Annotated in this window: 18 protein-coding genes; 3 read left to right on the top strand and 15 right to left on the bottom strand. The window is 33.7% G+C overall.

The window, feature by feature from the left end:
• Positions 1–45: 45 nt before the first annotated feature.
• A complete protein-coding gene (locus H600_RS0113065) occupies positions 46–549 on the bottom strand; it encodes a hypothetical protein (RefSeq protein WP_035108643.1) in 504 nt (167 codons plus the stop codon).
• Between the two features lie 12 nt (positions 550–561).
• On the bottom strand, positions 562–1,326 hold the full coding sequence (locus tag H600_RS0113060; RefSeq protein WP_026729198.1) for an MBL fold metallo-hydrolase: 765 nt from the start codon (positions 1,324–1,326) through the stop codon (positions 562–564).
• A 90-nt stretch (positions 1,327–1,416) separates the two neighbouring features.
• Here H600_RS0113060 and H600_RS0113055 point away from each other — a divergent pair, with 90 nt between their 5' ends.
• Complete coding sequence (locus H600_RS0113055) at positions 1,417–2,877, top strand: nicotinate-nucleotide adenylyltransferase (protein WP_026729197.1); 1,461 nt, start codon at positions 1,417–1,419, stop codon at positions 2,875–2,877.
• A 284-nt stretch (positions 2,878–3,161) separates the two neighbouring features.
• On the opposite strand, the gene bcp is transcribed toward H600_RS0113055, so the two are convergent.
• Entirely contained in the window at positions 3,162–3,614 is a 453-nt protein-coding gene (gene bcp, locus H600_RS0113050) for a thioredoxin-dependent thiol peroxidase (RefSeq protein ID WP_026729196.1), read from the bottom strand.
• A gap of 120 nt (positions 3,615–3,734) precedes the next feature.
• On the opposite strand from bcp, the gene H600_RS0113045 reads away from it, so the two are divergent.
• A complete protein-coding gene (locus H600_RS0113045) occupies positions 3,735–4,391 on the top strand; it encodes an endonuclease III domain-containing protein (protein ID WP_026729195.1) in 657 nt (218 codons plus the stop codon).
• A gap of 154 nt (positions 4,392–4,545) precedes the next feature.
• Here the strand turns inward: H600_RS0113045 and H600_RS0113040 are convergent, their stop codons facing one another.
• The 9 genes from H600_RS0113040 to H600_RS0113000 form a co-directional block, all read right to left on the bottom strand.
• Positions 4,546–5,607 (bottom strand): hypothetical protein, encoded by a 1,062-nt coding sequence (locus H600_RS0113040; protein WP_026729194.1) that lies wholly within the window; start codon positions 5,605–5,607, stop codon positions 4,546–4,548.
• 507 nt (positions 5,608–6,114) lie between these two features.
• Complete coding sequence (locus tag H600_RS23045; protein ID WP_167330304.1) at positions 6,115–6,258, bottom strand: hypothetical protein; 144 nt, start codon at positions 6,256–6,258, stop codon at positions 6,115–6,117.
• A gap of 50 nt (positions 6,259–6,308) precedes the next feature.
• Positions 6,309–6,893 (bottom strand): RNA polymerase sigma factor, encoded by a 585-nt coding sequence (locus H600_RS0113030; RefSeq protein ID WP_026729193.1) that lies wholly within the window; start codon positions 6,891–6,893, stop codon positions 6,309–6,311.
• 295 nt (positions 6,894–7,188) lie between these two features.
• Complete coding sequence (locus H600_RS0113025; RefSeq protein ID WP_026729192.1) at positions 7,189–7,947, bottom strand: glycoside hydrolase family 16 protein; 759 nt, start codon at positions 7,945–7,947, stop codon at positions 7,189–7,191.
• 82 nt (positions 7,948–8,029) lie between these two features.
• The gene (locus H600_RS0113020) at positions 8,030–9,700 is read right to left on the bottom strand and encodes a glycoside hydrolase family 16 protein (RefSeq protein WP_026729191.1); all 1,671 of its coding nucleotides are present in this window, start codon (positions 9,698–9,700) and stop codon (positions 8,030–8,032) included.
• An 11-nt stretch (positions 9,701–9,711) separates the two neighbouring features.
• Positions 9,712–11,325 (bottom strand): PKD domain-containing protein, encoded by a 1,614-nt coding sequence (locus H600_RS0113015; RefSeq protein WP_026729190.1) that lies wholly within the window; start codon positions 11,323–11,325, stop codon positions 9,712–9,714.
• Positions 11,326–11,336: 11 nt separating this feature from the next.
• A complete protein-coding gene (locus H600_RS0113010) occupies positions 11,337–12,836 on the bottom strand; it encodes a RagB/SusD family nutrient uptake outer membrane protein (protein WP_026729189.1) in 1,500 nt (499 codons plus the stop codon).
• Between the two features lie 11 nt (positions 12,837–12,847).
• Positions 12,848–15,910: a SusC/RagA family TonB-linked outer membrane protein gene (locus tag H600_RS0113005; RefSeq protein WP_026729188.1), complete on the bottom strand. Its 3,063-nt coding sequence runs from the start codon at positions 15,908–15,910 to the stop codon at positions 12,848–12,850.
• Between the two features lie 241 nt (positions 15,911–16,151).
• Positions 16,152–18,947 carry a helix-turn-helix and ligand-binding sensor domain-containing protein gene (locus H600_RS0113000; protein ID WP_026729187.1) on the bottom strand — a complete coding sequence of 932 codons (2,796 nt, stop codon included), beginning with the start codon at positions 18,945–18,947 and terminating at the stop codon, positions 16,152–16,154.
• Between the two features lie 428 nt (positions 18,948–19,375).
• On the opposite strand from H600_RS0113000, the gene uvrA reads away from it, so the two are divergent.
• Positions 19,376–22,171 carry an excinuclease ABC subunit UvrA gene (gene uvrA, locus H600_RS0112990; protein WP_026729186.1) on the top strand — a complete coding sequence of 932 codons (2,796 nt, stop codon included), beginning with the start codon at positions 19,376–19,378 and terminating at the stop codon, positions 22,169–22,171.
• A 152-nt stretch (positions 22,172–22,323) separates the two neighbouring features.
• Here the strand turns inward: uvrA and H600_RS0112985 are convergent, their stop codons facing one another.
• The 3 genes from H600_RS0112985 to H600_RS0112975 all read right to left on the bottom strand — a co-directional run bounded on the left by H600_RS0112985 (position 22,324) and on the right by H600_RS0112975 (position 25,828).
• On the bottom strand, positions 22,324–22,623 hold the full coding sequence (locus H600_RS0112985; RefSeq protein WP_026729185.1) for a hypothetical protein: 300 nt from the start codon (positions 22,621–22,623) through the stop codon (positions 22,324–22,326).
• Between the two features lie 400 nt (positions 22,624–23,023).
• The gene (locus tag H600_RS0112980) at positions 23,024–24,493 is read right to left on the bottom strand and encodes a lipopolysaccharide biosynthesis protein (protein ID WP_026729184.1); all 1,470 of its coding nucleotides are present in this window, start codon (positions 24,491–24,493) and stop codon (positions 23,024–23,026) included.
• A gap of 48 nt (positions 24,494–24,541) precedes the next feature.
• Positions 24,542–25,828 (bottom strand): glycosyltransferase family 4 protein, encoded by a 1,287-nt coding sequence (locus H600_RS0112975; RefSeq protein WP_026729183.1) that lies wholly within the window; start codon positions 25,826–25,828, stop codon positions 24,542–24,544.
• Positions 25,829–26,301: the final 473 nt, after the last annotated feature.

Below are 26,301 nucleotides of genomic sequence, written 5' to 3'. Positions count from 1 at the left end.
TCCTATAATTTTAAAATTGAGCAAAAAAAATAGGATTAAAAAACCCTATTTTTGATATAACCAACTTTGATTTACTTCAAATGTAATATTATCATCGTTATCTACAAAATATTTTAACAAGACTTCCCCCCATAATTCACCATTGCTGTAGTCTGCAATAATCCATCTGTGGTTTAAAATTTTAATTTTATTGATGATAAATTTCTTTCCATCAATCATATCTTGGCCAGTATAAGGGTTCCCTTTTGGATTTGCATTTAAGTCCAATAATTTCTCTGTTACAACAGGAATCAATTTTTCGTATAAAATCACTTTTCCGCCAGAAGCGCTGTTGTCAAAATAATTATGAGCATTTTCATTATGCTCTAACGAGAAATAATCAGCTTCAGCTAATTTTCCAGTTACTAGATTGATACTGTCTCTTAGTTTCTTAGTTGTTTTATCATATCTCTCTCTTTCAAATTTTACTTCACCACTATAAAACGCATAAGTAAAAACGTTCATTAATATTGCCAAAAGAAATAGATAAAGCATTAAGGATTTTTTCATTTTGTGGTATAATTAAATTGTAATTTCTAAATTATCATAAGCCAAAAAAACATTTTCAGGAAGTGTTTTTTGCACTTCTTCATGAAAACCCAAAACATGGCTAATATGTGTTAAATAAGCTTTTTCAGGTTTTACAAGATTAATAAAATCAAGTGCTTCCTGTAAATTAAAGTGTGTATCGTGAGGCTCAACGCGCAATGCATTTACAACCAAAACTTTTAAGTCTTTAAGCTTCTCGATTTCAACGTCTTCAATTGTTTTGACATCCGTCAAATAAGCAAAATCGTCAATTCGATAACCAAAAACCTGTAAATCACCATGCATCACATTAATGGGAATTGCCAATTTATCACCCACGGCAAAAGGCTTATTATTTACAACTTCGATTGTTTTAACACTCGGTGCTCCTGGATATTTGTTTACTGTTTCAAAAACATACTCAAAACGGCGACGTAGATTTTCAATCACACGCTGATGCGCATAAACAGGAATCTCACCTTGCCTAAAATTAAACGGACGAATATCATCCAGACCCGCTGTATGATCTGCATGTTCATGTGTAAATAAGATCGCATCGAGTTTTCGGCATCCACAGGAAAGCATTTGTTGTCTGAAATCAGGCCCACAATCTACTACATAGGAATGCTCGTCCCACGAGATCCAAATGGATACTCGGAGCCTTTTATCCTTAGCATCAGTGCTTTTGCAAACGGGATGATCAACCCCAATAATCGGGATACCTTGAGAAGTACCAGTACCTAAAAAATAGACCTTCAATTGAACTTAATTTTTTTACAAAAATAGGATTATTTCTCTTTCATTAGAAGCCTAATTTACTAACTTTGTAACAAATCTATTTAAAATAAAATGGGTACAGAAATAAAACTCAAAGGTGACAAGGTCATCGAACAGATTCCTTCTATAAAAGACAAAGCGTTACGCATTAACTTAAACGAGAATATTTACGGAACATTTGCCGAAATTGGTGCTGGACAAGAGACAGTTAGGCATTTTTTCAGATCCGGAGGTTCATCGGGAACAATTGCAAAAGCGATGTCTGCCTATGACAAAGATTTTAGTGACGCCGTTTATGGTACTGAAGCTGACGGCCGTTATGTTACAGAAAACCGTCTAAAAAAAATGCTTACGTTTGAAGGCGAATTGATCGAAGAACGTTTGAGCAGAGAAAAACACCCAAACAAACTTTTTTTCAGCTACGCCAATACTGTAGCAACGATAGATTTTGCCAAGCAATTTAAAGGCCACGGCTGGGTAGGAATCCGCTATCAAATTGAGCCAGACGAAGCATACAACGAAATTATACTTCACATTCGTTTTAAAGAAACCGATGCCCGTTTACAACAAGAAACTCTTGGAATTTTAGGTGTAAACTTAATTTACGGTGCATTTTACAAATACAATGACCCAAAACGTTTACTTCGTTATTTATACGATCACTTAGATAAAGATCAGCTTGAAATTGATACCATAAACTTCTCAGGTCCTCGTTTTGCTGATGTTGACAACCGTTTAATGAGTTTGCAATTAGTTAAAAACGGAATGACAGATGCGGTAATGTTTAACCCAGAAGGGAAAAACGTTTTGCCTGCAGCAGTTTTATACAAGAAAAACCTTCTTGCGTTTAGAGGAAGTTTCCGTCCTGTGACGAATGTAAATCTTGACATGTATGAGAAATCATTAAAGATGTTTCTAAATGAAAGCAAAGTAGACAAAGACAATACTTTAACCGTTTTTGAAATTACACTTTCAAACTTGCGTTCAGATGGTGAAATTGATGAACGTGATTTTATGGATAGAGCCGAATTGCTTTGTTCGCTAGGTCAGACTGTAATGATTTCAAATTTCCAGGAATATTATAAGGTAGTAGAATATTTCTCTAATTATACTAAAGCGAGAATGGGATTAGCGATGGGGGTAAACAACCTTGTTGATATTTTTGACGAGAAATACTACCGTCATTTAAGTGGTGGAATCTTAGAGGCTTTCGGAAAATTATTCTACCGAGACATGAAAGTATTCTTATACCCAATGTTAGGCGATAATGGCGAAATTATTACTTCAGACAACTTAAAAGTTCATCCTAGAATGAAAGAATTGTACAAATTCTTTAAATTCAATGGAAAAGTGGTTGACATTAAAGATTACGATCCAAATATCCTGAACATCTTCTCTCGACAAGTATTGAAAATGATTGGCCAAGGAAAATCTGGATGGGAACCAATGCTTCCTTCTGGAGTTGCCGAAATCATAAAAGAACATCATCTTTTTGGATATCATCCGCAGAAAGAATTAGAACAAAATTCATAATATAAAAAAGTCCCTTTATTGGGACTTTTTTTGCTTCAGGTTTCAAGTGTCAAGTTTCAGGTTCTTGCTGAATGTTTTTTTTTTTTAACGCAAAGCACGCTAAGTTTTTTTGATCTAGGAGGTTAAAAACACAAAGTTCGCAAAGCTCTATCAATATATAGCTTTGCGAACTTTACGTATTGCTGTGCAAACCATAAAAAATCTTAGCGGTAAAATTCACGTCCCAGAAGACAACCTGAAACCTGAAACTTGAAACTTGAAACTTGAAACCTGAAACAAAAAAACTATTTCAAAATCTGCTCTGCGTGTTCTTTTGTTTTTACTTTTTCGATTACCTCATCGATAATTCCGTTTTTGTTGATTACGAAAGTAGTTCTATGAATTCCGTCGTATTCTCTACCCATGAATTTCTTTGGCCCCCAAACCCCAAAAGCATTGATTACTGATTTGTCTTCATCAGCCAATAAAGGAAATGGCAATTCGTATTTTTCTTTGAATTTTACTTGCGCTTTTTGACTGTCAGCGCTTACTCCAAGAAGCTCATAATTATTGGCTTGAAAACGATGAAAATTATCTCTTAAATCACACGCTTCAGCTGTACAGCCCGGCGTGCTTGCTTTTGGATAAAAGAAAACTACTAATTTTTTTCCGGCGTAATCTGCCAGTTTATGTGTTTTTCCGTCTTGGTCTATCCCTGTAAAGTTTGGCGCTTTATCGCCTGCTTTTAATGTTGTCATATCTTTTTATTTCAGATTTCAGATTGTTGATTTTAGATTATACACAAAGATAACTTATAACTTGCAACTTCTAACTCATAACTTATAATTCATTATTTTTACAACATTAAAAATACGGAAATGAATAAAGAAGCTCGCGTACAATTTGTTATCGACACCTTAAAAGAACTTTACCCTACTATACCTGTCCCGCTAGACCACAAAGATCCTTATACTTTATTAATTGCCGTATTGCTTTCAGCGCAATGTACTGATGTGCGAGTGAACCAAATTACGCCTTTGTTGTTTGCAAAAGCCGACAATCCATTTGATATGGTAAAAATGTCTATTGAAGAAATCAAGGAAATTATTCGTCCGTGTGGACTTTCACCAATGAAATCAAAAGGAATTCATGGCTTATCTGAAATTTTGATCGAAAAACATAATGGCGAAGTACCTCAGAGTTTTGAAGCGCTTGAAGCTTTGCCTGCTGTTGGACACAAAACGGCGAGTGTTGTTATGTCTCAGGCTTTTGGTGTTCCTGCTTTTCCCGTGGATACACACATTCACAGATTGATGTACCGCTGGAATCTTTCGAACGGAAAAAATGTTGCACAGACTGAAAAAGACGCTAAACGATTATTCCCGAGAGCATTATGGAATGATTTACACCTTCAAATTATTTGGTATGGACGTGAATATTCGCCCGCAAGAGGATGGAGTTTAGAAAAAGACATCATCACAAAAACGATTGGAAAAAAATCGATTATTGAAGAAATGACAAAAGCAATAAAATAAAAAAAGGTGCAAAGATTAAATCTTTGCGCCTTTTTTTATTTTATTAATGTGCCAATTTGATAATGTGCCAATTTGATAATGTGAAAATTAGATAATGATGGTTAATCGTAAACTCATTATCTAATTTTCACATTTTCTAATTATCTAATTTTATTTACATTCCCGCTTTCAAAGCATTGTATTCGTTTGTCATATCAAGAGATCTGTAAACGCCTAAAAGTGTTTTTGTTACATCTTGGTTTTTAGGTTCTATAGTAAGTGCTTTTTTAAGATATGGAATTGCGCTTCTAGCGATATCATCTTTTCTTGCATTTAGCTTATCATACTGTTGCATTTCTTTTGGAGTCGTTCCTAAATTTGCAATTTCATCAGCTAAAGCCTTTTTTTGCTGTAATTTCAAATACGCAAGATTGATGTAAGCATCAATATAATTTGGATTCATTTCTAAAACATAATTATAGATCGCTTCTGCTTTAACATAATCCTTGTTCTCCATGTAAGAATATGCTAAATTATTATTGACATCAATTCTTTTTGAAGGAACAGATTCAGTTCTTGGTTTTTCATAAAGCCCTTGATCAATTCCTGCTTGTCTTGCTTTTGGCGATAGGAACGCGTCTTCTTCTTTTGTTTTTTTGTTTGTAGCATAATAAATAACGCCACTTCCTGAATAATTCTTTTTCTTCAGTTCTTCGTAATATTTAATTGCTGAATTATAGTCTTTAGCATTTATAGACGACGAAGCTGCATTATATAAATTAAGCGTGTCCTTTTTGTCAAACAAATATACTTTGTAGCTTTTTTCAGCACTTTCCTTAAATTTACCGGCTTTGAAATCGGCCATAGCGCCATTAACCAAAGAAGACTTCATGTCTTTCAAAGCTATCCCTGCTTTTACAGTATATTTGAATTTTCCAGATTCATTTTCAAATAAAAATACATCTTGGTACGCTTGTGATGCAAGGCTGAAGTTGTTTGCTGCATCAATATTTTTGCCGGCTAAATCCTTATATACATTTCCTTTCAAAAAATAAAAATCAGATTTATCCTCATCAGGTGCGTTTATGATAAGATATTCGGTCTTATTCAAAATTGCCAAAGCTTCTTGTGAATTTCCTTTATCAAAAAGAGATTGCGCATCTTTTATCTGTGCTTTTTGGGCATACGCCCCAATATTTATCAATACTATTGATAAAATCATTAATTTCATTTTCATTGTAGATCAAGTTTGATAGTTAAATAGATTGGGTTCTTTTTCTTTAAACAATTTTGTTGGTTAGCCCCATAAAATGGTCAAAATTGTATTTTTTGACATCCGGTGTATTGGATTCAAAAATTATCAAACTGAAAAATTAGCTAGAGTAGTTTTTTATCATATTACTATTTTTTTTTGAATTAGACATTTTCATTAATCACTTTTTAAAAAATTAAATTTTAACAGTATTTACATTATAAACAATATTATTTAGAACCATTTTCTGAAAAGAATATAATTTTTTATCTAAAATAGAATTAAAAAGTGAATACGCAATAAAATCCCGTTATTTTTTTATTAAAAAGTTAACATTTTTTTAAAACAGCTAATATTTCATAATTCTTGTAGGATAAAAAAAGCATAAAAAAAACTCACTGTCAGTATTTTAGATACAGATAGTGAGCTTTAAACCAAAACGACCATTTGGTTTTTCTTTAGCTATATAGTATTCGGCAAAATGCCAATTACTTAATTAGCTATAATATCGAAATTTTTGTCATCTATTTTCACGACAGTCAATGCCTGTGAATAGCTTAGTAAAAAAGAAACTACTTCTTTTTTAGGTTTTAAATTTTTAGAAGCTAACGCTTTTTTAGAGTAAATTTTTGCCATACTATTGAAATGTTTATACATAGTATAACGGGTTAATACTCAAATTAGTATTAGCTGGTTAAAATAATTTGATGTTTTTCTATTATTTTTCTCAAATTCATTAATGCATAACGCATTCTTCCTAATGCTGTATTGATGCTAACGTCTGTCAACTCTGAGATTTCCTTAAAACTCATATCTTGATACATACGCATTACCAGAACTTCTTTTTGATCATCTGGAAGTTCTTCAATTAGTCTTTTTAGATCAATTTCAACTTGATCCAAGATCATTTTGCCCTCAACAGTCAGAGAATCATCAGACATTACTGAGAAGATTGAGAATTCTTCTGTTTCTCTATACATTGGCATTTTTTTGGTTTTGCGAAAATGATCTACAATCAAATTGTGAGATATACGCATTACCCAAGGCAAGAATTTGCCTTCTTCATTATAGGAATTACTTTTCAAGGTTTTGATTACCTTAATAAAAGTATCTTGAAATATATCATTTGAAATATCTCTATCAGCAATCTTCGAATATATAAAACCATATATTTTAGATTCGTGCCTTTTAATTAATGTCGATAGCGCAACTTCATTGCCATCGATATAATTTTTCACTAACAGAGCGTCTGGAATGTGCAGATGAGCCATAATACTACTTTTTTAGTTTTTAATTTGGAGTAATTTTCTAAAAAGTAATTTTATTGTATAGGCTTCTCTTTTTTATTGGTTATGTTAATTAAGTGACCAAATTTAACAAATTATTATTTTAAAAAGCAAATAAAACACAGAATAATTAACAATAAAAACTTAAAAAATAGGCACATAAGTTAATTTTTACTGTAAAAGACCGTTAAATCAACAATTCAGCTCTATTGATAAAAAGACATAAATTACTTACAATAAGAGAGTTAAAAGTAATTTATGTCTTTTTTTCGAACAAAAACTATTGGTATACGCGTACGTAATCTACATAATATTTTTGCGGAAAAATTTTATCATCAACTTCTGGACCTCCAAAATTTCCGCCAACAGCTAAATTGACAATAATATAAAAAGGTTTGTCAAAAGGCCAAGTATCTTCATTTTTAACTGGAGGATTGAAAGTATAAACCAAAGTTTTGTCTACAAAAAAGTCCATTTTTTCTTTTGTCCATTCAATTGCAAATACGTGATATCCTTCTTCAATATTAGGATAAGGAGTTCTTTTTGTATTTATTGTATTTCCGTGGCTGTCTTGTGTGTGCAGTGTCGTATATACCATTCCTGGATCACGCCCAATGTATTCTAGAATATCAATTTCTCCAGCTTTGGGCCAATGGATTTCATCAATATTTGCTCCTAACATCCAGAATGCTGGCCAAATTCCTTGACCCACTGGCAATTTTGCTCTTGCTTCAATTCGGCCGTATTTGAATTCCTTTTTCCCTTTAGTTGTAATTTTAGTCGATGTGTATTTGCTGCCTTCTTTTCTGGCTTCTATAACTAAATTTCCATCTTTAAATTCGTGATTTGTTTTGGTATAAATTTGTCTTTCATTGTTTCCAAATCCACAAAGATTGGGACATCCATCACCAACTTCAAAATTCCAATCTTTTTCATTTAATTCTTTTTTATCGAAAGTTTCTTCCCAAACAAGTTTTCTCTTAACTTCCTGAGCAAAACAAGCACCGCTTATCAACAGCAGCATTATTATCTTTTTCATAGTTTTCTATTAAAATTATAAAAATTGAGAAGGCCAGCCTAAACTGACCTTCTCATTTCATTCTTACTAATTAATTTATAATCTATTGATATACTCTAACGTAATCAATCTCCATTGAAGACTGCGTAAAAGCTGGATCAATATTACCGCCAAAATTACCTCCCATAGCAACATTCAAAATTAAGAAAAAGTCTTTGTTGAAAGGCAAACTCGCATCATTAGGAACCGAATGAATTAACTCATTATCTACATAAATTTTTATAGCTTCAGGACTCCAGACCGTTTTATAAATATGGAATTCTGTAGAAACATTTGCAATTGTTTTAGAACCTGTATTTGCAGTTCCGCCAAAATGTCCAGGATAATGAAGCGTTCCATGAATTACATTCTGGCTGTTTCCAACATGCTCCATAATATCTAATTCTCCACAAGCCGGCCATGCATTTGTTGCATAATTTGAACCAAGCATCCAAATGGCAGGCCAAGTTCCTCCACCTATTGGAAGTTTAGCACGAACCTCAACTTTTCCATACGTAAATTTATATTTACCTTCAGATTTCAATCTGGCTGAAGAATAATCAGCTCCGCCAGAAGATTCTTTTTTGGCTGTAATTTTCAAGTTTCCTCCTTGTACAATTACATTTGTTGCCGAATTCGTATAATTCTGTTTTTCATTATTTCCCCATCCATTATCGCCACGTCCTAAATCATAAACCCATTTTGAAGCATCTGGAGCTCCATCAGTATTAAATTCATCTGACCACACTAAATTAGTATAATCTTTATCTGGTGTTGTTGAATTCTGAGTTGGTTTTGTAGTCGTGAAAATATGATACCAAGCCAATGCGGCATTACCGCCCATAACAGCTCTAACAACCATTCTGTTTGCTGTAATCGACAAAATCTCGTATGAACTTTGACCGATATAGTACCCCATAAATCCACCATCAGAGAAGTTCAACATTGTTCCTCTTGTTTGGCTAGCATGATTTGGATTCTGCATTACAACAGATTCAGAAGGGCTTAATGAAACCGTTTTTTTCCCAGATGTATCATATGGCAAGCATGCATCAGAACCTGAGCTTCCTCCTCCTACACTTTCGAAAGCAGCATTAAAGAAAGTTGCTCCTCCATTGTTTAACTGAAATTTAAGCTGATCGCCTTCAAGTGAGAATGTCAGTTCATTTTCATATAAACAGCTGCTTGTTGGTGAACCTGCTTTTTCCCAAGCTCCAGCCTGATAATAGTTACCATAGTAATTTTTAGTAGCATCTCCGTCATTTTGACCAACTCCTAAATGTCCTGCTTCTGAAGCCGACCAATACCATTTTTTTGAAGTCCCTCCAGTTAAAAATTGTACTGCTTCGTCATCGCTAAAATCGCTTTTCACCGTTACATCTGTTGTTGTCGTAGTACTCACTCCTCCTTTTCCAGAAGCAATTACCGTTACTGTATAAGTATTAACTCCAGTTTTTGTAAAACGTTTTGTAATTACTCCGTTTGGCGCATTATCAGATGTTCCATCACTATAAACATATTTATATGAAATTGCGCCATCAGCTTTTGCCGTAAATTTAACTGTTCCTGAACCATCTCCATTTGGATCGGCGGTTGTTTTACCAATAACCTCGGCCGTAACCTTCAGATTCGTTGGAGAATCAATTGATCCAAAAGTAAAATCATCATTTTGACAACCCATCATTAAGAGAATCGCAAATAAAGATGCTATTTTTAAAATTATTTTTTTGTTCATGATTTCTTATTTTAATTGGATTGTTTTATGTCGTCAAAGTAATAGGTCGCTCCAGTTCCTGTTTGTCCAAAATCTGGGAATAAAATTACTCTGTCGTATTTGATGCTGGCATCAAAACTTGCCGCACTTGTTAGGTCAAAAGTCAAAATTTGCCAAGCATTTGCCACTGTTGTCGAAGCATGTACTTCAAAATTAACGCTTGGATTTCCGTTTCCATCTTTTGGAGAAGTTGAAAGTTCCATTTTGTACAAAATATCAGCACCAACTTTAGGAGACCAAACCGCTACTTTTACTTTTGTACCTTTTGAAAAATCTGGTGAAGCGTCAAGGTTTAAGCTTGCTCCAGCCCAAGTTTCTGCGCCAGATTTTTTCTCTAATTTTACTACTTTGTCTGATACGTTTGCTCCAGTTTTATCTGGATTTGCGGTCATTGAAGCGATAACATTTCCAAAACCGCCCCAAGAATAGGTTAAGTTTGCCGATTCAAAATCAATAGGCAATGCGATTGATTCTGCAGGTGCTTTGTAGAAATAGATATTATCGATAAACACAGTTCCTCCAGCCCATGGCGTTCCAACAAGTTTCAATTGGAAAATTTTATCCACTGTTAAACCTTGGCTTGTCCATGCTGAAATTGGAATATCAATACTTGTCCATTGATTGGCAGTAAGATCTTTCACTACAGGTTTTTCTGAAGGTCCAGTCTGAATCAATGAAGTCTCAATTTTTTGTGCATCTGCTGTCCATACATCCATGTGCAGGTATTCCATTTTTGAAACATCTATCGTTACATTGTCTGCCAATGCAATTCCTTGGTAGCTTAATTTAATATAATTCAGCATTTTATCACCGTTTAAATCAAACTCTGCCCAGCTGCTTCCTTGTCCTGCTTGCCCCCAATCTGGGAAATAGTTTGTTCCTGCAACATTAGTGTATTTCGTACCATAAATCGAAATAACATCAGCTGGCTGTCTGTTTGGAGGTGTTGGCGCCGATGCTGAAGGTGCTACAACCAGTTTTGCAGTAACCTGAGCTGTATATTCTGTTGTTTTTATTGCCGCACTTTTAGAAACAACACGAACAGTATAAACGCCAGCTTCTTTATATGTATAAGAAACCGATTCGCCATTGTTTGCCGAAATTGGATCTGGTTTTCCAGCTTCTCCAAAATAAACATCATAAAACAAGGCAAAATCTGCACTTGCTTTTACCGTTACTTTTTTGGATACTGATAAATCGTTTGTAATTTCAACTACTAAATTTTCTGGAGCTCTAAATGAAACTACAACATCATGTGTTACTTCGGTTGTTTTTCCGTTCACATTCATCGCTGTAATTTTCGATTTATATGTCCCTTCTTTATAAGTATGAGTCAAAGTGCCACCTGAAGGAATATAAGCTGATTCAGGAGTTCCGTCACCAAAACTGATTTTATACTGCGTTGCACCTTCTCCCGTCGGAATAAAAGTTACTTTTCCAGTATTATCCTGCGTCACTGTTGTCAATGCTGATACATTAGACGGCGCAGCAACGCTATCTAAATCAACATCAAGAGCCTCATCGTTTGCGCAACCAATCAGGGTTGCCAAAACGAATAGATTTAATATTAAATATATTTTTTTCATAATTGTATTTTTTAGTATCCAGGATTTTGTTGCCAGTTTCCGTTTGCGAATTGAATTTCTTCAATTGGAAGCGGGAATAATTCGTTTTTATTAGCTGTAAAACCAGGAATTTTTCCAACAGCTTTTCCAGTTCTTACCAAGTCAAAGAAACGATGTCCTTCACCAAAAAGTTCCACTCTTCTTTCAGCATAAATAAAATCGGTCAAAGCTTGTCCTGAAGCGGTGATATCATGATTGTTATCTCCAAAAGCGCGACGTCTTACTTGATTTAAATATTCTCTTGCTTTTGCATCATTGTTTCCTGCGCGGCTATAAGCTTCGGCTGCCATCAATAAAACATCTGCATAGCGAATAGCTCTGTAGTTGTTTGGGTTTGTTAAATTCAAATCTCCTGCGGCTGCTGTGCTTCTTTTTCTTGGAAGGTATTTTCTGTTGAAATATCCAGTGTCTTCATTTCCTTTTCCGTAGCTCACGCCTTTTCCTCCATCATAATTAGAATTTGCAGCAGCAAAAGCAGCAATATCTAAAATCGCAACATCTTTACGTTTGTCACCAGCTTCAAAAGCATCGGCTCCTTCTTTTGTTGGAACATTAAAACTGAAACCAGAAGAAAAAAGTGGCCCAGAAAAATTTCTGACACCGCTAAATCCTACTGCAACGTTACCTTCACTACACTGAAGACATCCAAATCCTGCTCCTTCAATATCTGTATATTGCACCTCAAAAACAGATTCGGCTCCGTTTTCTCCGTCCATTTCAAAAATTGAATTATAATCGGTAACCAAAGAATATTTCCCTGATGTAATTACATTTTCTAACGCAGTTGCCGCTTGAGCGAATTTGCCCTCATATAAATAAGCTTTTCCAAGAAGTGCGAAAGCAGCACCTTTTGTAATGCGCCCTTTTTGAGAAGCAATTGGAGATAAATTAGCAGCCGCAAAAGTCAAATCGGCTTCGATCGAAGCATAAACTTCTTCCTTACTTGAACGCGGGATTGTTTTTTCATCTCCAATTTTAAACCTCGCATCGCCTTTCATTGGTATACCACCAAACCATTTCACTAACTCAAACTGGTAGTATGCTCTTAAAAAACGTGCTTCGGCTATAACTTGTGTTTTTCCTGGAAAATCAGTCTTATCTTTAAATTCAAGGATATAATTAGCTCTTTGAACACCTGCAAACATCCAATTCCAGATATCTCTTAAATTACTGTTTACTGGAGTATGAATCATGTCATCTATTTGTTGCCATCCAATTACGTCTGTTGGGCTTTCTCCGCCACATAGCGTGTTGTCTGAAGCAATTTCTCCTAGTATGACATTTGCATATGAAGCTTGCAATAAATCATAAGCTGCAACTAATGCTTGATCATAATCTTCTTTTGAATTAAAATAGTTTTCAGAATCAATTGAATATTCTGGTGTAGGATCTACGAACTCATCCGAACAAGAAATGCTTAAAGTCGAAAACAGAGTAAGCGTTATAACGGTTGTATATAAATATTTTTTCATTTTAATTGAAATTAAAAATTAAGGTTAAGCCCCATTAAATAGGTTCTCGGAATTGGATAGAAACCGTAATCGATTCCAGCACCAATGGGAGACTGAGAAACATTATCACGATTACCCGGACCAAATGAAGCGCCCGGATCAAAACCTTTATACTTTGTAAATGTGTATAAATTATTTACCCCAACGTAAAGTCTTAATTTTGTAAGCCCTGCTTTTTGAGCCACATTTGGACTTAGAGAATATCCTAATTGAATATTTTGGATTCTGAAGTAAGAAGCATCTTCTACAAAATAATCAGAAAAGACATTGTTTGCTGTTGCTCCCGTTGTTACTCTAGGCGTTGAATTTGTTGATCCCTCGCCTGTCCATCTGTCTAAAACATAATTCAAACGATTAGCATCAGAAAGTGTTCTTTCGTAATTACGAACCATGTCATTCCCTACAGAAGCAAAAGTGTACATTGCAAAATCTACATTTTTATAATTCATTTGAATATTGAAACCCATTGTAGCATCTGCAATTGGATCGCCAATATTTGTTTTGTCATTTGTATCGATTTTGCCATCGCCATTTACGTCAACAAAACGAAGATCACCAGGAACTGCATTTGCTCCTAAAGCAATTTGTGATGGATGAGCATCGATTTCTGCTTGATTTTGGAAAATTCCGTCGGTTTTATATCCGTAGAAATATCCCATTGGTTTTCCAACTTCCATGCGTGAAGGTGCAGGCTGACCAACACCAAAAGCGCCTCCTTCAATAAATCCTGTACCGTTATTTACTTCTTGTACAACATTTTTTAGGATTGTAACATTATAACCTACGCTGAAATTAAAATTATCTGAGAATTTATCTTTATAATCAATTGCGAGTTCAAAACCTGAATTTTTAACAGATCCAGCGTTTAAAGTTGGTGCGCTAGCTCCTGGAGCACCTGTTCCGTTGATTCCAGAAACTGGAATATTTGGCACTAAAAGATCTTTTCTGATATCACTAAAATAATCTGCAACGATGTAAACTTTGTCGTTTAAGATTTTCATATCCAAACCAACATCGAATTTTTGTGCTTCCTCCCATTTTAAATTTGGATTCGGAACCTGTCCTGTAGCGCTTCCGTTTACGATTGTACCATCAAAAACATATGTGGCTTCACCGTTTAAAAGTCCTAAATAACCATAGTTCGGAATTTGGTCATTTCCTAACGTTCCGTAACTACCTCTCAGTTTTAAGAAATTGATAAACTTAGATTCTCCAAAAAAATCTTCTTTCGAAATAATCCATCCACCCGTAACAGAATAGAAATGTCCAATCTTATTTCCTGGCCCAAATTTGGTAGAATAATCTCGACGTGCCATTCCAGAAAGCAAATATTTCTCTTTATAGTCATATTGAAGTCTTGCATAATAAGACAATCTTCTTTGATCATAATTATAAGAACTGTTTGTCAATGTTTCTGAAATTCCTTTTGTCAAAGAAATATCGGCAAACTGCCAAGAATTATTTGGAACATCATAACCCGTTGCTGTAAGTCCGTTACCCCATTCCTTAAAAATTGTTGTACCTACAGTTCCTGTAATATTATGTGCATCGGCAATTTTTGTTGTATAAGTTCCAAAAAGGTCAAATGAATAATTATTATCATTTACAGCCCTTTGCGTTACTGAACTTCTTTGAACATCAAAAACTTTTCCGCCGTAACTAATTTGTTTTGCGAAATCTTTTCCTTCACTGTTTGAAGTATTAAAACCAATTGCACTTGACAAAGTAAATCCTTTGAAAATTTTATAATCCAAAGCAAAGTTTCCGTTCAGTTTTTTATAATTATATTTATTATAAGAATTTTCGATTTGTGCCAGCGGATTGATAATTTCATTTCCTAATCCTGTTGTATTTGGCACTAGCGTAAAGCTGCCATCTGCATTATAAGGACTTAATGTTGCTGGAACATTCAATGCATTAAACAATACAGATCCAAGACCATTTTCATTTAATGTTTTTCTAGTAAAATAGGTATAAATCACATTGGTTCTCATTTTAATCTTACTGCTAAGATCAGCGCTTAAACCAAGTCTTGCCGTATTTCTTAAATAACCTGATTTGTCGCCTCCAACAATACCTTCTTGATCCAAATGCGATCCACTGACAGAGTATGTAATATTATCTGAACCTCCAGAAATAGTCAAATCATTATTAATAATAGGTGCCATCTGGAAAACTTCATCTTGCCAGTTTGTACCTTTTCCTAGTCCGCTCACATTTGGATAAGGAATTGTTCTTCCTCCATTTGCATAACTTTCATTTAATAAAAGCGCATATTCTGTTGCGTTTAAAGTTGGAAGTTTTCGAGAGGTTTCCTGAAATCCTCCATAACTATTGAAAGAAACTTTAGTTTTAGAATTCTTTTTTCCCATTTTGGTTGTCACCAAAATAATTCCGTTTGCTCCAATTGTTCCATAAATAGCGGCTTGAGCATCTTTTAAAACTGTAATCGTTTCAATGTCATTTGGATTCAACAAACTAAAATCACCCACATAGCCGTCAATGATTGTTGTTGGCGAATTTTGTCCGTTTGTAGCGATACCACGAATACGAATATCCAATCCTGCTCCCGGCGCTCCCGACTGTGTGGTTACATTAACCCCAGAAACTGTTCCTTGCAAAGCTTGTTCAATTCTTGCTGGTTTCAAGATGTCCAATGTTTTGCTGTCAACGACAGATACTGCTCCGGTAATTTCTCTTTTTTTCTGAGTACCGTAACCAATAACCACAACTTCTTCGAGTGATTTTGCGTCATCGGCCATTTTTACAGTCATTTTGGTTCCAGTTACTGCAATTTCTTGCGTTCTGTAACCTATATAACTAAAGATAATTGAAGTTCCTTTTGGAACTCCGGTTAACTTAAAAGATCCGTCAAAGTCTGTGGTTGTACTTTGCGACGAACTTTTAACTTTTACATTCACGCCAGGCAATGATAATCCTGACCCATCTACTACCGTCCCGCTTACATCAATTGATTGCGCAAAGGCAAATGATGTGCACAACGATAGTACAATTAGTAACAATTTCGATTTCATAATTAGTTAGTTTTTATTGAAAGATAAATTTATTCGTTCCAATTAGGAATCCGATAAATTTAACCTCAACAAAAAACATACATCATAAAAAAACTGTTAGTAATTTTAGGATATCGTAAAATAGAACTCGAAAAAGCTAATAATTACGAATGTTAATTTCTTTAACATTTGCCTTACAAAAACCCAACAAAATCATAATGTTGTGGTAATGTATAGTTTTTTTGAGCCGATTTTTATTTTACTATACAGCCAAAATATATTCAACTAAACCGTTTTCGTGCTGTAAATCCATTTTTTTGCGCAAACGGTATCTTTTAATTTCAACACTTCGAACCGAAATATTAAACAATGGCGCAATCTCTTTTGAAGAAAGATTTAATCGAAGATAAGCACACAAACGAAGATCATTTGGAGTCAATAAAGGATGAAGTTGTTTGATACGTTTTAAGAAATCTTTGTCGGCGTTATCAAAAGCTTCTTTGAAAACATTCCAAGAATCTTCTTCGGTAATATTTTTGTTAATCGTACTAATAACCGATTTGATGTTTTTGCCTTCACCCGTTTTTTGCAAATCTTCTTTAATAAAAGCAAGCAATTCATTTTTGCTGTTCAAGCTCATTGTAGAAACTGCCAATTCTCTGCTCTTCATATCAACATCTTGTGAAAGCTGTTCGTTTCTGAGCTTCATCAATTGCTGTTCATTTTCCAATTCTTTTATTTCCAGCAAAAGATTATTTTCTTCAATTAATTTTTCTTTTTGCTTCTGATAATAATTTCGGTACGCTTTATTAATAAAATAAGCGATTGCCAACATCAGAAGAAAATAAATAAAAACAGCTAGATTGGTTAAATACCAAGGTTTCAAAACTACAAAAGTATATACTGCAGTATTTTCAAGAATGGTATTGGCGTACTTTGCTCTAACCTTAAACGTATATTTTCCTGGAGACAGATTTTTGAAATTCACCGTCGCTTTTGTACTCCACTCGCTCCATTCATTCTGAAAACCTTCCAATAAATATTGATATTCTGTATTGATGTATTTATTGTATTCCGGAACCGTATAATTTAATGTGATATTATTGTCATTCGAATGAAAACTTCCTTCTTCTTCAATGGCAACATCTTTCAAAACTTCATTTTGCTTATTTATGGCAATATCCGTGATGTAAACTTTATAATTCTTAAAAACCAGATCATCAATATTTAAGGTATAATAACCATCTGTTGTACCTATTAAATAAGTTGCTTTAGAAATTTGAGTAATATTTTCATATCCAAGCATTGAATTGGTCAAAGATGCCGGAATTGGGATTACGTTTTGTTTTAACTGATTGCTGAGTTTGCTCGCCGAGAAATAATGGATATAATTTTTAGAGAAAAGCCAAATTTTATTCGATTTATCTGTAATTAATTTGCCTGAAGTATATTCGTCTTTTTCAAAAATTGAACTCAAAAGAGCGTCTTTTTCAAATTGTTTCGTTTTAGAATTCAACTTGAAAATTCCGTCTTTGTAAGCGTAATAAATTGCACTATTGAATTTGGTCAAACTTGCACGCGTACCATTTTTAGGTGATTTATAGGTGTAAAAACCATCCGTTTTTTGTAATGAATTGTCCAGGTTTAATCTGAAAATCCCTTTGTATTCGTGGCTTATATAAATTTCTGAACGGTTTGCAATTTCAAAATAGCGCGAAGAATAATCGAATCCTTGAATTTTATTTCGAAATACCCACTGATTATTGATTTTCTCTAAAACCGAAATTCCGTAATAATTTCCTTGGAGCAATAAATTTTTATTATTTGGAGAAGGCTCAAACTTCCAAGTTCCGGAAGCCGAAAAAATACTTCTAGCCGTATCATTTGTCACTACAAAAGTTCCTGAATCATGTCCGCAAAATAACGTGTCCTCATATACAAAAAGTGACCAAACCTGCCCTTTTGTTCCATTTATGAATTTAAAATCACTGTTGCTTTGAAGCGCTCTGCAAAAAAGCCCTTGATTTGTCCCAATGTATAAAATACCCTTATAAACCGCTGACGCGTAAACGGTTCCCAAAACCCCCGAATCATCTGTGAAACTATGAACGGGTGACTGCATATTGATACAATTAATTCCGTTGTCAAGTCCAGCCCATAAATTTTGATCTTTATCTTCAAAAAGCGACAAAGCCGTATTATTGCTCAAACCTTTGCTTTGCGAAAGATGATATTTTAATTTTCCTTTATCTGACAAAATAAAAATTCCATTTGAAACCGTTCCTAAAGCAAAACTTCCATCTTGAAGACGCTGACTGCTGTAAACAAAACTCGATTTTAATTCTGAATCAACATCGGTAACAAAACGCGTTAAAGTATTCCCAACAAGTTTATACATTCCGTCGAGCTGTGTTTGAAGCAACAGTCCTTCATCGGTTGTAAAAATATTGGCAATTGTAAATTTTTTAAGAATTGGATGGTCTGAAACCAATTTGGCTTTGCCACTTTCAATTTCAAAAAGGCCTTCCTTCGAAGTCTGAAAATAAATTGCATTTTTTGGAGCAAATGATTTTACAACACCATTTTTCGGAGCGATTATTTTGAATTGTCCCGTCTTTGTATCGTAAATATAAATGCGGTTTAACGACTGAAACAAAATCCATTGATCATACTTTAATATGTTCCAAAATTGCTCATCGTCGAGAATCTTTCCTTTTATCTTGTCACTTAATGAAGTATATTTTAGCTTCCCATCCGATTTTCTAGTCCAATAGCCAAAATTCATATATGTTCCAGTATAAATCTTATTTCCAATCACTTTTACAGAACGTAGAATCGTTTCGTTTGGCGCCGGATACAATTGCCAATTTGTACCATTATATTCCAAAAGTCCGTCATTATTTGCAAAATACAAATAGTTCTCATCATCTTGCGAAATCATCCAACTTTGATTTCCAGCGCCATAAACTGAAGCCGAATATTTTACAATTGGAGGAAACTCTTGTGCAAACGAGAATAAACTCATTAAAAGAAAAAGGGCAGAAAGTTTTGTCTTCAATTCCAGTAAAGTATTAATTTATTATAAAAACAGTTCTAAAATAGGATATTTTACTATTGAAACAATGCTTTTTTCAAAATTACAATCATATATTGCGTTCCTACAGTTAAAACCGCAGGCTATGTTTTCCAAACTTTTCCTAATCATATTCAAATATAGACCGTGGTTTCAATTACGGGAAACGCGTTGTAATCATCCACGGTGTCCCTGCGGTTGAAACCGCAGGCTATGTTTTCAAAGCATTTCTCAAATATATTCAAATATAGCCCGTGGTTTCAACCACGGGAAACGAATCATGATCAATTTGCGCCATTATTTCAATATCTAATTTCCAAGATCTAATATGGTAATTCTGTTAAGATTTGGAACAATAACCTTAACAAAACTCTCCAAAGAATTGATTACTTTTGTAAAAATTGACTTTTTTTATGCAAATTGATCTTTCTACACTCGACCCAAAGCAAAATATCATCATAAAAGGTGCACAAGTACATAATTTAAAAAATGTAGATGTTGCGATTCCGCGAAACAAACTTGTGGTGATTACAGGGCTTTCAGGATCAGGCAAATCCAGTTTGGCATTTGACACTTTATATGCTGAAGGGCAGCGTCGTTATGTCGAAAGTTTATCGTCATACGCACGTCAATTTTTGGGACGTTTGGATAAACCAAAAGTTGAATATATTAAAGGTATAGCGCCGGCGATTGCAATTGAGCAAAAGGTAAACACCACCAACGCCCGCTCTACTGTTGGAACATCTACAGAAATCTACGATTATATCAAACTTTTATATGCCAGAATTGGCCGTACTTTTTCTCCAGTTTCAGGACAAGAAGTCAAAAAAAACACCGTAACTGATGTTATTTCTGATGTAAAAACACTAGAAATCGACAGTAAATGGCTTTTATTGGCTCCCATTCATTTAGAAGAAGGGCGACAGCTTGAAGACAAACTTAAAGTACTTTTACAACAAGGTTTTGCGCGTATTCTAGTTGACAACGAAATGGTTCGTCTGGATGATTTTACAGCTTCTGAAATGCATTCACTGGACAATAAAGATATTTTGTTGATTATTGACAGGATTGTTGTCAAAGAGGAAGAAGAATTCTACAATCGACTTGCAGATGCGGTACAAACTGCTTTTTTTGAAGGAAAAGGAATTTGTTTTCTACAGGAATTAGGTACAGAAAAACGTTTTTCATATTCAAATAATTTTGAATTAGATGGCATTACTTTCTTAGAGCCAAATGTTCATTTATTCAGTTTTAACAACCCATACGGCGCTTGTCCGGTTTGTGAAGGTTACGGAAATATAATAGGAATTGATGCCGATTTAGTAGTTCCAAATACTTCTCTATCTGTTTTTGAAAGCGCAATTTATCCATGGCGCGGCGAAAGTATGAGTTGGTATAAAGATGAATTTGTAAAACATGCGTACAAGTTTGATTTTCCAATTCATAAGCCTTATTTCCAATTAACTGAAGAGCAAAAAGATTTGATTTGGAAAGGAAATCAGTATTTTCAAGGATTAAATGATTTCTTCCGAGAATTGGAAGAAAAGAATTATAAGATACAAAATCGCGTAATGTTGTCACGTTACCGCGGAAAAACAAAATGCCACGCCTGTCGCGGAAAACGTCTTCGCGAAGAAGCTTCATATGTAAAAATCAATGGCAAAACAGTTTCTGAATTAGTCGATCTACCGATTAGACATTTGGTTACTTTTTTCAAAAATATTGATTTAAACGTCTATGAAGCGCAAATAGCAAAACGTTTGATGGTCGAAATCAACAATCGTTTGTCATTTTTGACAGAAGTTGGTTTGGATTATTTGACTCTAAACCGAAATTCGTCTACACTTTCCGGTGGAGAATCGCAACGTATTAATCTTGCAACTTCGTTAGGAAGCAGCTTGGTTGGTTCTATGTATATTTTAGATGAACCAAGTATAGGCCTTCATCCAAAAGATTCTGAGCGACTGATTAAAGTTTTGCTTTCGCTACGTGATTTAGGAAACACCGTAATAGTTGTTGAACATGATGAAGATATCATGAAAGCGGCCGATATGATTATTGATATTGGTCCCGAAGCGGGAACTTTTGGAGGAAAACTGGTAGCTCAAGGCACTTATCCTGAAATCCTTAAATCAGATTCGCTTACTTCAAAATATTTAAACGGTGATCTAGAAATTTCGGTTCCAAAAAGAAGACGAAAATTCAAAAATCATATTGATATAATTGGCGCTAGAGAAAACAATCTGAAGAATATTGATGTTACTTTCCCACTGGATGTTTTAACTGTTGTTACAGGAGTTTCTGGAAGTGGAAAAAGTACTTTGATCAAGAAAATCTTATTTCCTGCCATGCAGAAAAAACTTGAAAGCGCTTCTGAAAAAGCGGGTCAATTCAGTGAAATAAAAGGCTCTTTCTCTCAAATCAAACATATTGAATACGTCGATCAAAATCCGATTGGAAGAAGTTCACGATCAAATCCTGTAACTTACATTAAAGCGTATGATGACATTCGCGATTTGTATGCAAAAGAAAAACTATCGAAAATAAGAGGCTATCAGGCCAAACATTTCTCTTTTAATGTTGACGGAGGCCGTTGTGAAACTTGCAAAGGAGAAGGCTCGATAAACGTTGAAATGGTCTTCATGGCCGATGTTTCTTTACCATGCGAAACTTGTGGCGGAAAAAGATTCAAAAAGGAGATTTTGGAAGTTACTTTTGACAATCAAAACATCAACGATATTCTGACCATGACTATTGATGATGCCATTGCATTTTTTGAAAAAAACAAACAACCTAAAATCACTCAAAAATTGCAACCTCTACAGGATGTTGGTTTAGGATATGTTCAATTGGGGCAATCTTCTTCTACTCTTTCTGGTGGTGAGGCACAACGCATCAAACTCGCTTCGTTTTTGGTAAAAGGTGCGACAAAAGACAAAGCTTTATTTGTATTTGATGAGCCAACAACTGGACTTCATTTTCATGATATCAAAAAATTATTAGCTTCGTTTGATGCTTTGATAGAAAAAGGACATTCTATAATTGTGATTGAGCATAATCTAGACCTAATCAAATGCGCCGACTGGATTATTGATCTCGGCCCTGAAGGTGGTGAAAATGGAGGTCATTTATTAGCAACTGGAACTCCGGAAGATATTGCAAAAGTAAAAAAATCGGTAACAGGAATTTATTTAAAAGACAAGCTTTAAAAGAGCTTATGAGACACTAAGCTACCATCCCGATAGATCGGACTAAGTTTTTTTAGTTTTCGTATTTAGGTATAAAAAAACAGCCATTTTAATGGCTGTTTTTTTTTAAGTTACTTCTGCTTATAACTTATGGCATAAAGCCTATAGCACAACTAAGCGACTAAACATCTTTCTTCAAAAGGAACACCATCTTCATCGATGGCAACTAATATTTTTTTCTGCTTTGAAGCTTCTAAAGTAAGATATAGCCATGCAAACGACCACAATCCTAAAGTCAAGCAAAAAATAATAAAATTCAAACCATGATTTACTGCTTTTCCGCCTTTTGAAAGTACTGCAAAAAGCAATTCATCATTTCTCTCTTCTAGAGTAAATCCATTATGAACTTTGTTTGAGATCATGTTGGAAAATACTTGTAAACTTTGTTCTTGACTAAGTGGATTGCCTTTCATAATCATTAATTAATTTGAAATATTAATTTATACTAATACAACTACTTAACACTTTTCAGTACCTGAAAAGCATTTCAATCTCAATAGAACATCGCAACACTGAATTTTATTGTTTTATGACTGATATCTTTCGTCAATCTTAACAAAGTATTGCTGAATTCTTAGCTAAAGTTAGTTTTAATAAAATTAACTGCAAAGTAAAACACTGTTAAAATTTAAAAGTTAACCACTAACTATCAATATCTTAACTAATATATTTCAAATATTAAAGCACTTTAAAATTTTCATTTTTTTTATGTTATCTCAATTTCTTAAAATCAAATACAACAGATATGGATAAAAAAGTCAGTAATTATTAATTATACTGGCTAAAGGGGCATAGGATGTCTTTATTTGAAAATTAAATTTTGATTCCTATTTTTTTGAAAATAGAATCAATTACCTTATTGATTTCAGGGGAAATATTGAATTTGTAATTCAGATACACATACAAAATAGTTACTAAAATTGATTTTAAAGCAATACTGATTAACTGAAAAAATGGAAATTCCCAAAAATAAAATAACAAGAATAAAGCAAATGTCAATAACGCCGAATAGATGGTTTCTTTTGTAAAAGGATACAAATGAAGCTTTTTAACAACAAAAAGCAATTTTGCCAAGCTATATAGTGTGATAGACAATAAAGTAGCAAAAGCAGATCCGAAAATTCCAAAAATCGGAATAAAAATCATATTTAAGATTACAGTCAAAACGACAAGCATCAAACCTAAATACAATACCATTCGGTAATATTTAGTATTAAAAATAATCGCATTATTGTTACCTAAAATCAAGTCAAAATATTTTGATAATCCAATCATGAATACTACCGAGATTCCGCCACTATACTCTTTGGGAACCAATTCGTAAAGCTGGTGTATATTTACAAATATGCACAACATTACAAATCCGCCTACCATTTGCAAGTTGATAGAGGTTTTTTTATAAAGGGAATTTAATTCGTCGTGCTTGTTTTCGTGCATCAATTTTGCAGTAATTGGATATACAATTTGATGCATAGCACGGCTCGGAACCGAAATTACCAAAGCAATATATGTCGCAACAGAATAATAAGCGATATTCTCAATTTTCATGTACTGATTCAGCATCAGCTTGTCTCCATCTAAAAGCAAATTGGCAACGCTTCCTGACAAGATAATGTAAAATGTATATTCCATAACCGCTTTTACGTTTTCTGGAATCGTAATTTGGAAATTTGGTCTTTTGATATAAAACGCATAAAACATCGTGATCAAAAATGCAAAAAAGTAGATTCCAGCTGTTATATACACAAATCCAACAAGTGAAATCCATTTAAAATACAAACCAATCAATGCAACTGTCGAAAGCAACCTCAAACCAACTTCTTTAATAAAATTACCAAAAACAGAATGCATATGAACTCTCGCCCAAGCATAGAAAATCTCAAAATAGGCCATACAAATCCCTATAAACGGAATTAAATACATAAATTCTTTTACCACAGGATTTTCTTTGGAAACAAAAGCGGTGATATCATCAAAGAAGAAGATTCCGATAATTCCCAATGGAATACACATCAAAATAGGGAATAAAGCAGTAAAGGATAAAAATTGTTCACGTTTTTCTTCTGTATCATACTGCGAATAAAACTTGACCAACGTATTCTGCATTCCAATAGCAAACAAAGGCATAATAACATTTGCGGCCGATGTAATATAATTTGTTAATGCATAATAAGTTGCACCCAAAAAAACTGGATACAAGTAAAGTGTGTTAATGGCTCCAATTGCGAAACCAATATAGGTTATAATTGTATTTTTAAAAGATTGGTTTAAGACAATACCCATTTCTTGAGTTTAGATGTAGTCCCGACTTTTCGGGATAAATTTTTTGAATTACTTTTTAATCAGGTCTGCTAACTGTTTTGTTAGGTTTTTTCGCGAATATTGCTGTAAACCAATTCCATGCGATTGCAATTTTCCTTCCAAAAATTGATTATAAAAGTCCAAAATTACACTTTTTAATTTCGCTTTTTCAGAATAATCAAAAAATACTCCAGTATTTGTCTGTGTAACTATATCTGCGAAGTCAGAACCATTTGGCCCGATCGCAACAATTGGGCGATTTGAGACCATGTATTCAAACAATTTTCCCGGAATAATGCTTTTTGTATCTTCTGAATTAATTTCAATCAAAAGCAAAACCTGAGACTTCCTTTGATGTTCAACCGCTTCTTTATGAGAAACGTAACCAACTAAATTTAAATAATCTTTTAGCTTATTTTCTTCTATTGCATCTAAAACTTCCTGACTTACAGCTCCAATTAGCTTAATTTCTAAGTGTGTTTTAAACTCAGGAACTTCTTGAAGCAATTCCACAAAAACCTCCCATAAAAATGGCGGATTTCTATCGGACAGAAAAGAACCGATATGAGCTAAAGTAAATTTAGTATCTAATGTCTGTTTTTCAACTGCTTCTATATCATAACCGTTTGTAATTACCGTAATAGGTTTCTTGGTAATTGCTTCAAATTCGGCTTTAGTAGTTTTACTTGTTACGATAATTTCATCTGCTGAATTAAGCACTTTATGCTCTAAACTTTTATGTTTTTTTTCAGCATAAGAAGATAAACGAAGCGCTTTATGATAACCAATAGTTGTCCAAGGATCACGAAAATCAGCAAACCATTTTACTTTTAATTTCTTTTGTAATTCTAAACCAATTAAGTGCAGACTATGCGGAGGTCCAGAAGTTACAATCGTATCAATATTATTTTCCTGAATGTATTTTTCTAAATAAGAAACTGATGGTTTTACCCAAAAAACACGAGCATCTGGAATAAAAAGATTTCCTCTAACCCAAAGAAAAGTCTTATCCAAAAATGTTTGCTTTTTTTTATGTGGGAAAATTCCAGAACTGATTTTCTTGGTTTTATTTTTCGAAAATACAGAAGCCAATTGATAAGGCTCCCATATTTTATTTTTAAGAATAACTACTTTATCCGAAATTTCTCTCACCAAACCTTCATCAACAATTGGATAAGTGGGGTTTTCAGGAATATAAACAATCGGCTGAATATCAAATTCAGGCAGATATTTTGTAAATTTCAACCAACGTTGCACGCCTGGCCCTCCTGCTGGCGGAAAGTAATAGGTAATTATTAAGAGCTTTTTTTGTTCCAAGGAAATAATAGGGTTAATATTTTAAGAAAATGAATTAAAAAGCTTTTCCAAGCGCGATTCTATTTACTTTCTTTAATGTATATGAGACTTCAATAAGTATCATTAATCTTTCTAACCTTTCTAGATAAGATAACGACTTCATTTCATTTTTTCTTTCTTGCTCTGTATCATTTTGATTTACTTCACAAATAATGTTTTTTTCTTCTCCATAAATTATTTTAAAATAAATCTTTTATAAAGTTTAAATAGAACATAAGATAAAAGTATGCAATTCAAAACAATCCAAAAATTATAAAATCCCCAAACAATTTTGTATTCCATTTTCATGTTTGAAAAACTAAAATATTCTCCTTGAGTCTCTGAATAAGAATCATCATACCCCATCATGAAAATACCACAAAAAATGAAAACGAATAAATCAAAAATAGCCAAGAAAACTATTTTAATAATTTTTGAGACTTTTATCTAAAAAC

Source organism: Flavobacterium denitrificans DSM 15936 (assembly GCF_000425445.1).
In the GTDB taxonomy this organism is placed as follows: Bacteria; Bacteroidota; Bacteroidia; order Flavobacteriales; family Flavobacteriaceae; genus Flavobacterium; species Flavobacterium denitrificans.
The sequence above is the reverse complement of the archived record's forward strand: the minus strand, read 5'-3'. Positions and strand labels throughout refer to the sequence as shown.

What these genes read in the sequence shown, in the direction of transcription:
- H600_RS0113030 (WP_026729193.1), bottom strand. Translation starts at nt 6,893, where the DNA reads ATGGCTCATCTGCACATTCCAGACGCTCTGTTAGTGAAAAATTATATC.
- uvrA (WP_026729186.1), top strand. Translation starts at nt 19,376, where the DNA reads ATGCAAATTGATCTTTCTACACTCGACCCAAAGCAAAATATCATCATA.
- H600_RS0113005 (WP_026729188.1), bottom strand. Translation starts at nt 15,910, where the DNA reads ATGAAATCGAAATTGTTACTAATTGTACTATCGTTGTGCACATCATTT.
- H600_RS0113020 (WP_026729191.1), bottom strand. Translation starts at nt 9,700, where the DNA reads ATGAACAAAAAAATAATTTTAAAAATAGCATCTTTATTTGCGATTCTC.
- H600_RS0113025 (WP_026729192.1), bottom strand. Translation starts at nt 7,947, where the DNA reads ATGAAAAAGATAATAATGCTGCTGTTGATAAGCGGTGCTTGTTTTGCT.
- H600_RS0113015 (WP_026729190.1), bottom strand. Translation starts at nt 11,325, where the DNA reads ATGAAAAAAATATATTTAATATTAAATCTATTCGTTTTGGCAACCCTG.
- H600_RS0113045 (WP_026729195.1), top strand. Translation starts at nt 3,735, where the DNA reads ATGAATAAAGAAGCTCGCGTACAATTTGTTATCGACACCTTAAAAGAA.
- H600_RS0113065 (WP_035108643.1), bottom strand. Translation starts at nt 549, where the DNA reads ATGAAAAAATCCTTAATGCTTTATCTATTTCTTTTGGCAATATTAATG.
- H600_RS23045 (WP_167330304.1), bottom strand. Translation starts at nt 6,258, where the DNA reads ATGGCAAAAATTTACTCTAAAAAAGCGTTAGCTTCTAAAAATTTAAAA.
- bcp (WP_026729196.1), bottom strand. Translation starts at nt 3,614, where the DNA reads ATGACAACATTAAAAGCAGGCGATAAAGCGCCAAACTTTACAGGGATA.
- H600_RS0112980 (WP_026729184.1), bottom strand. Translation starts at nt 24,493, where the DNA reads ATGGGTATTGTCTTAAACCAATCTTTTAAAAATACAATTATAACCTAT.
- H600_RS0113040 (WP_026729194.1), bottom strand. Translation starts at nt 5,607, where the DNA reads ATGAAAATGAAATTAATGATTTTATCAATAGTATTGATAAATATTGGG.
- H600_RS0112985 (WP_026729185.1), bottom strand. Translation starts at nt 22,623, where the DNA reads ATGAAAGGCAATCCACTTAGTCAAGAACAAAGTTTACAAGTATTTTCC.
- H600_RS0113055 (WP_026729197.1), top strand. Translation starts at nt 1,417, where the DNA reads ATGGGTACAGAAATAAAACTCAAAGGTGACAAGGTCATCGAACAGATT.
- H600_RS0113010 (WP_026729189.1), bottom strand. Translation starts at nt 12,836, where the DNA reads ATGAAAAAATATTTATATACAACCGTTATAACGCTTACTCTGTTTTCG.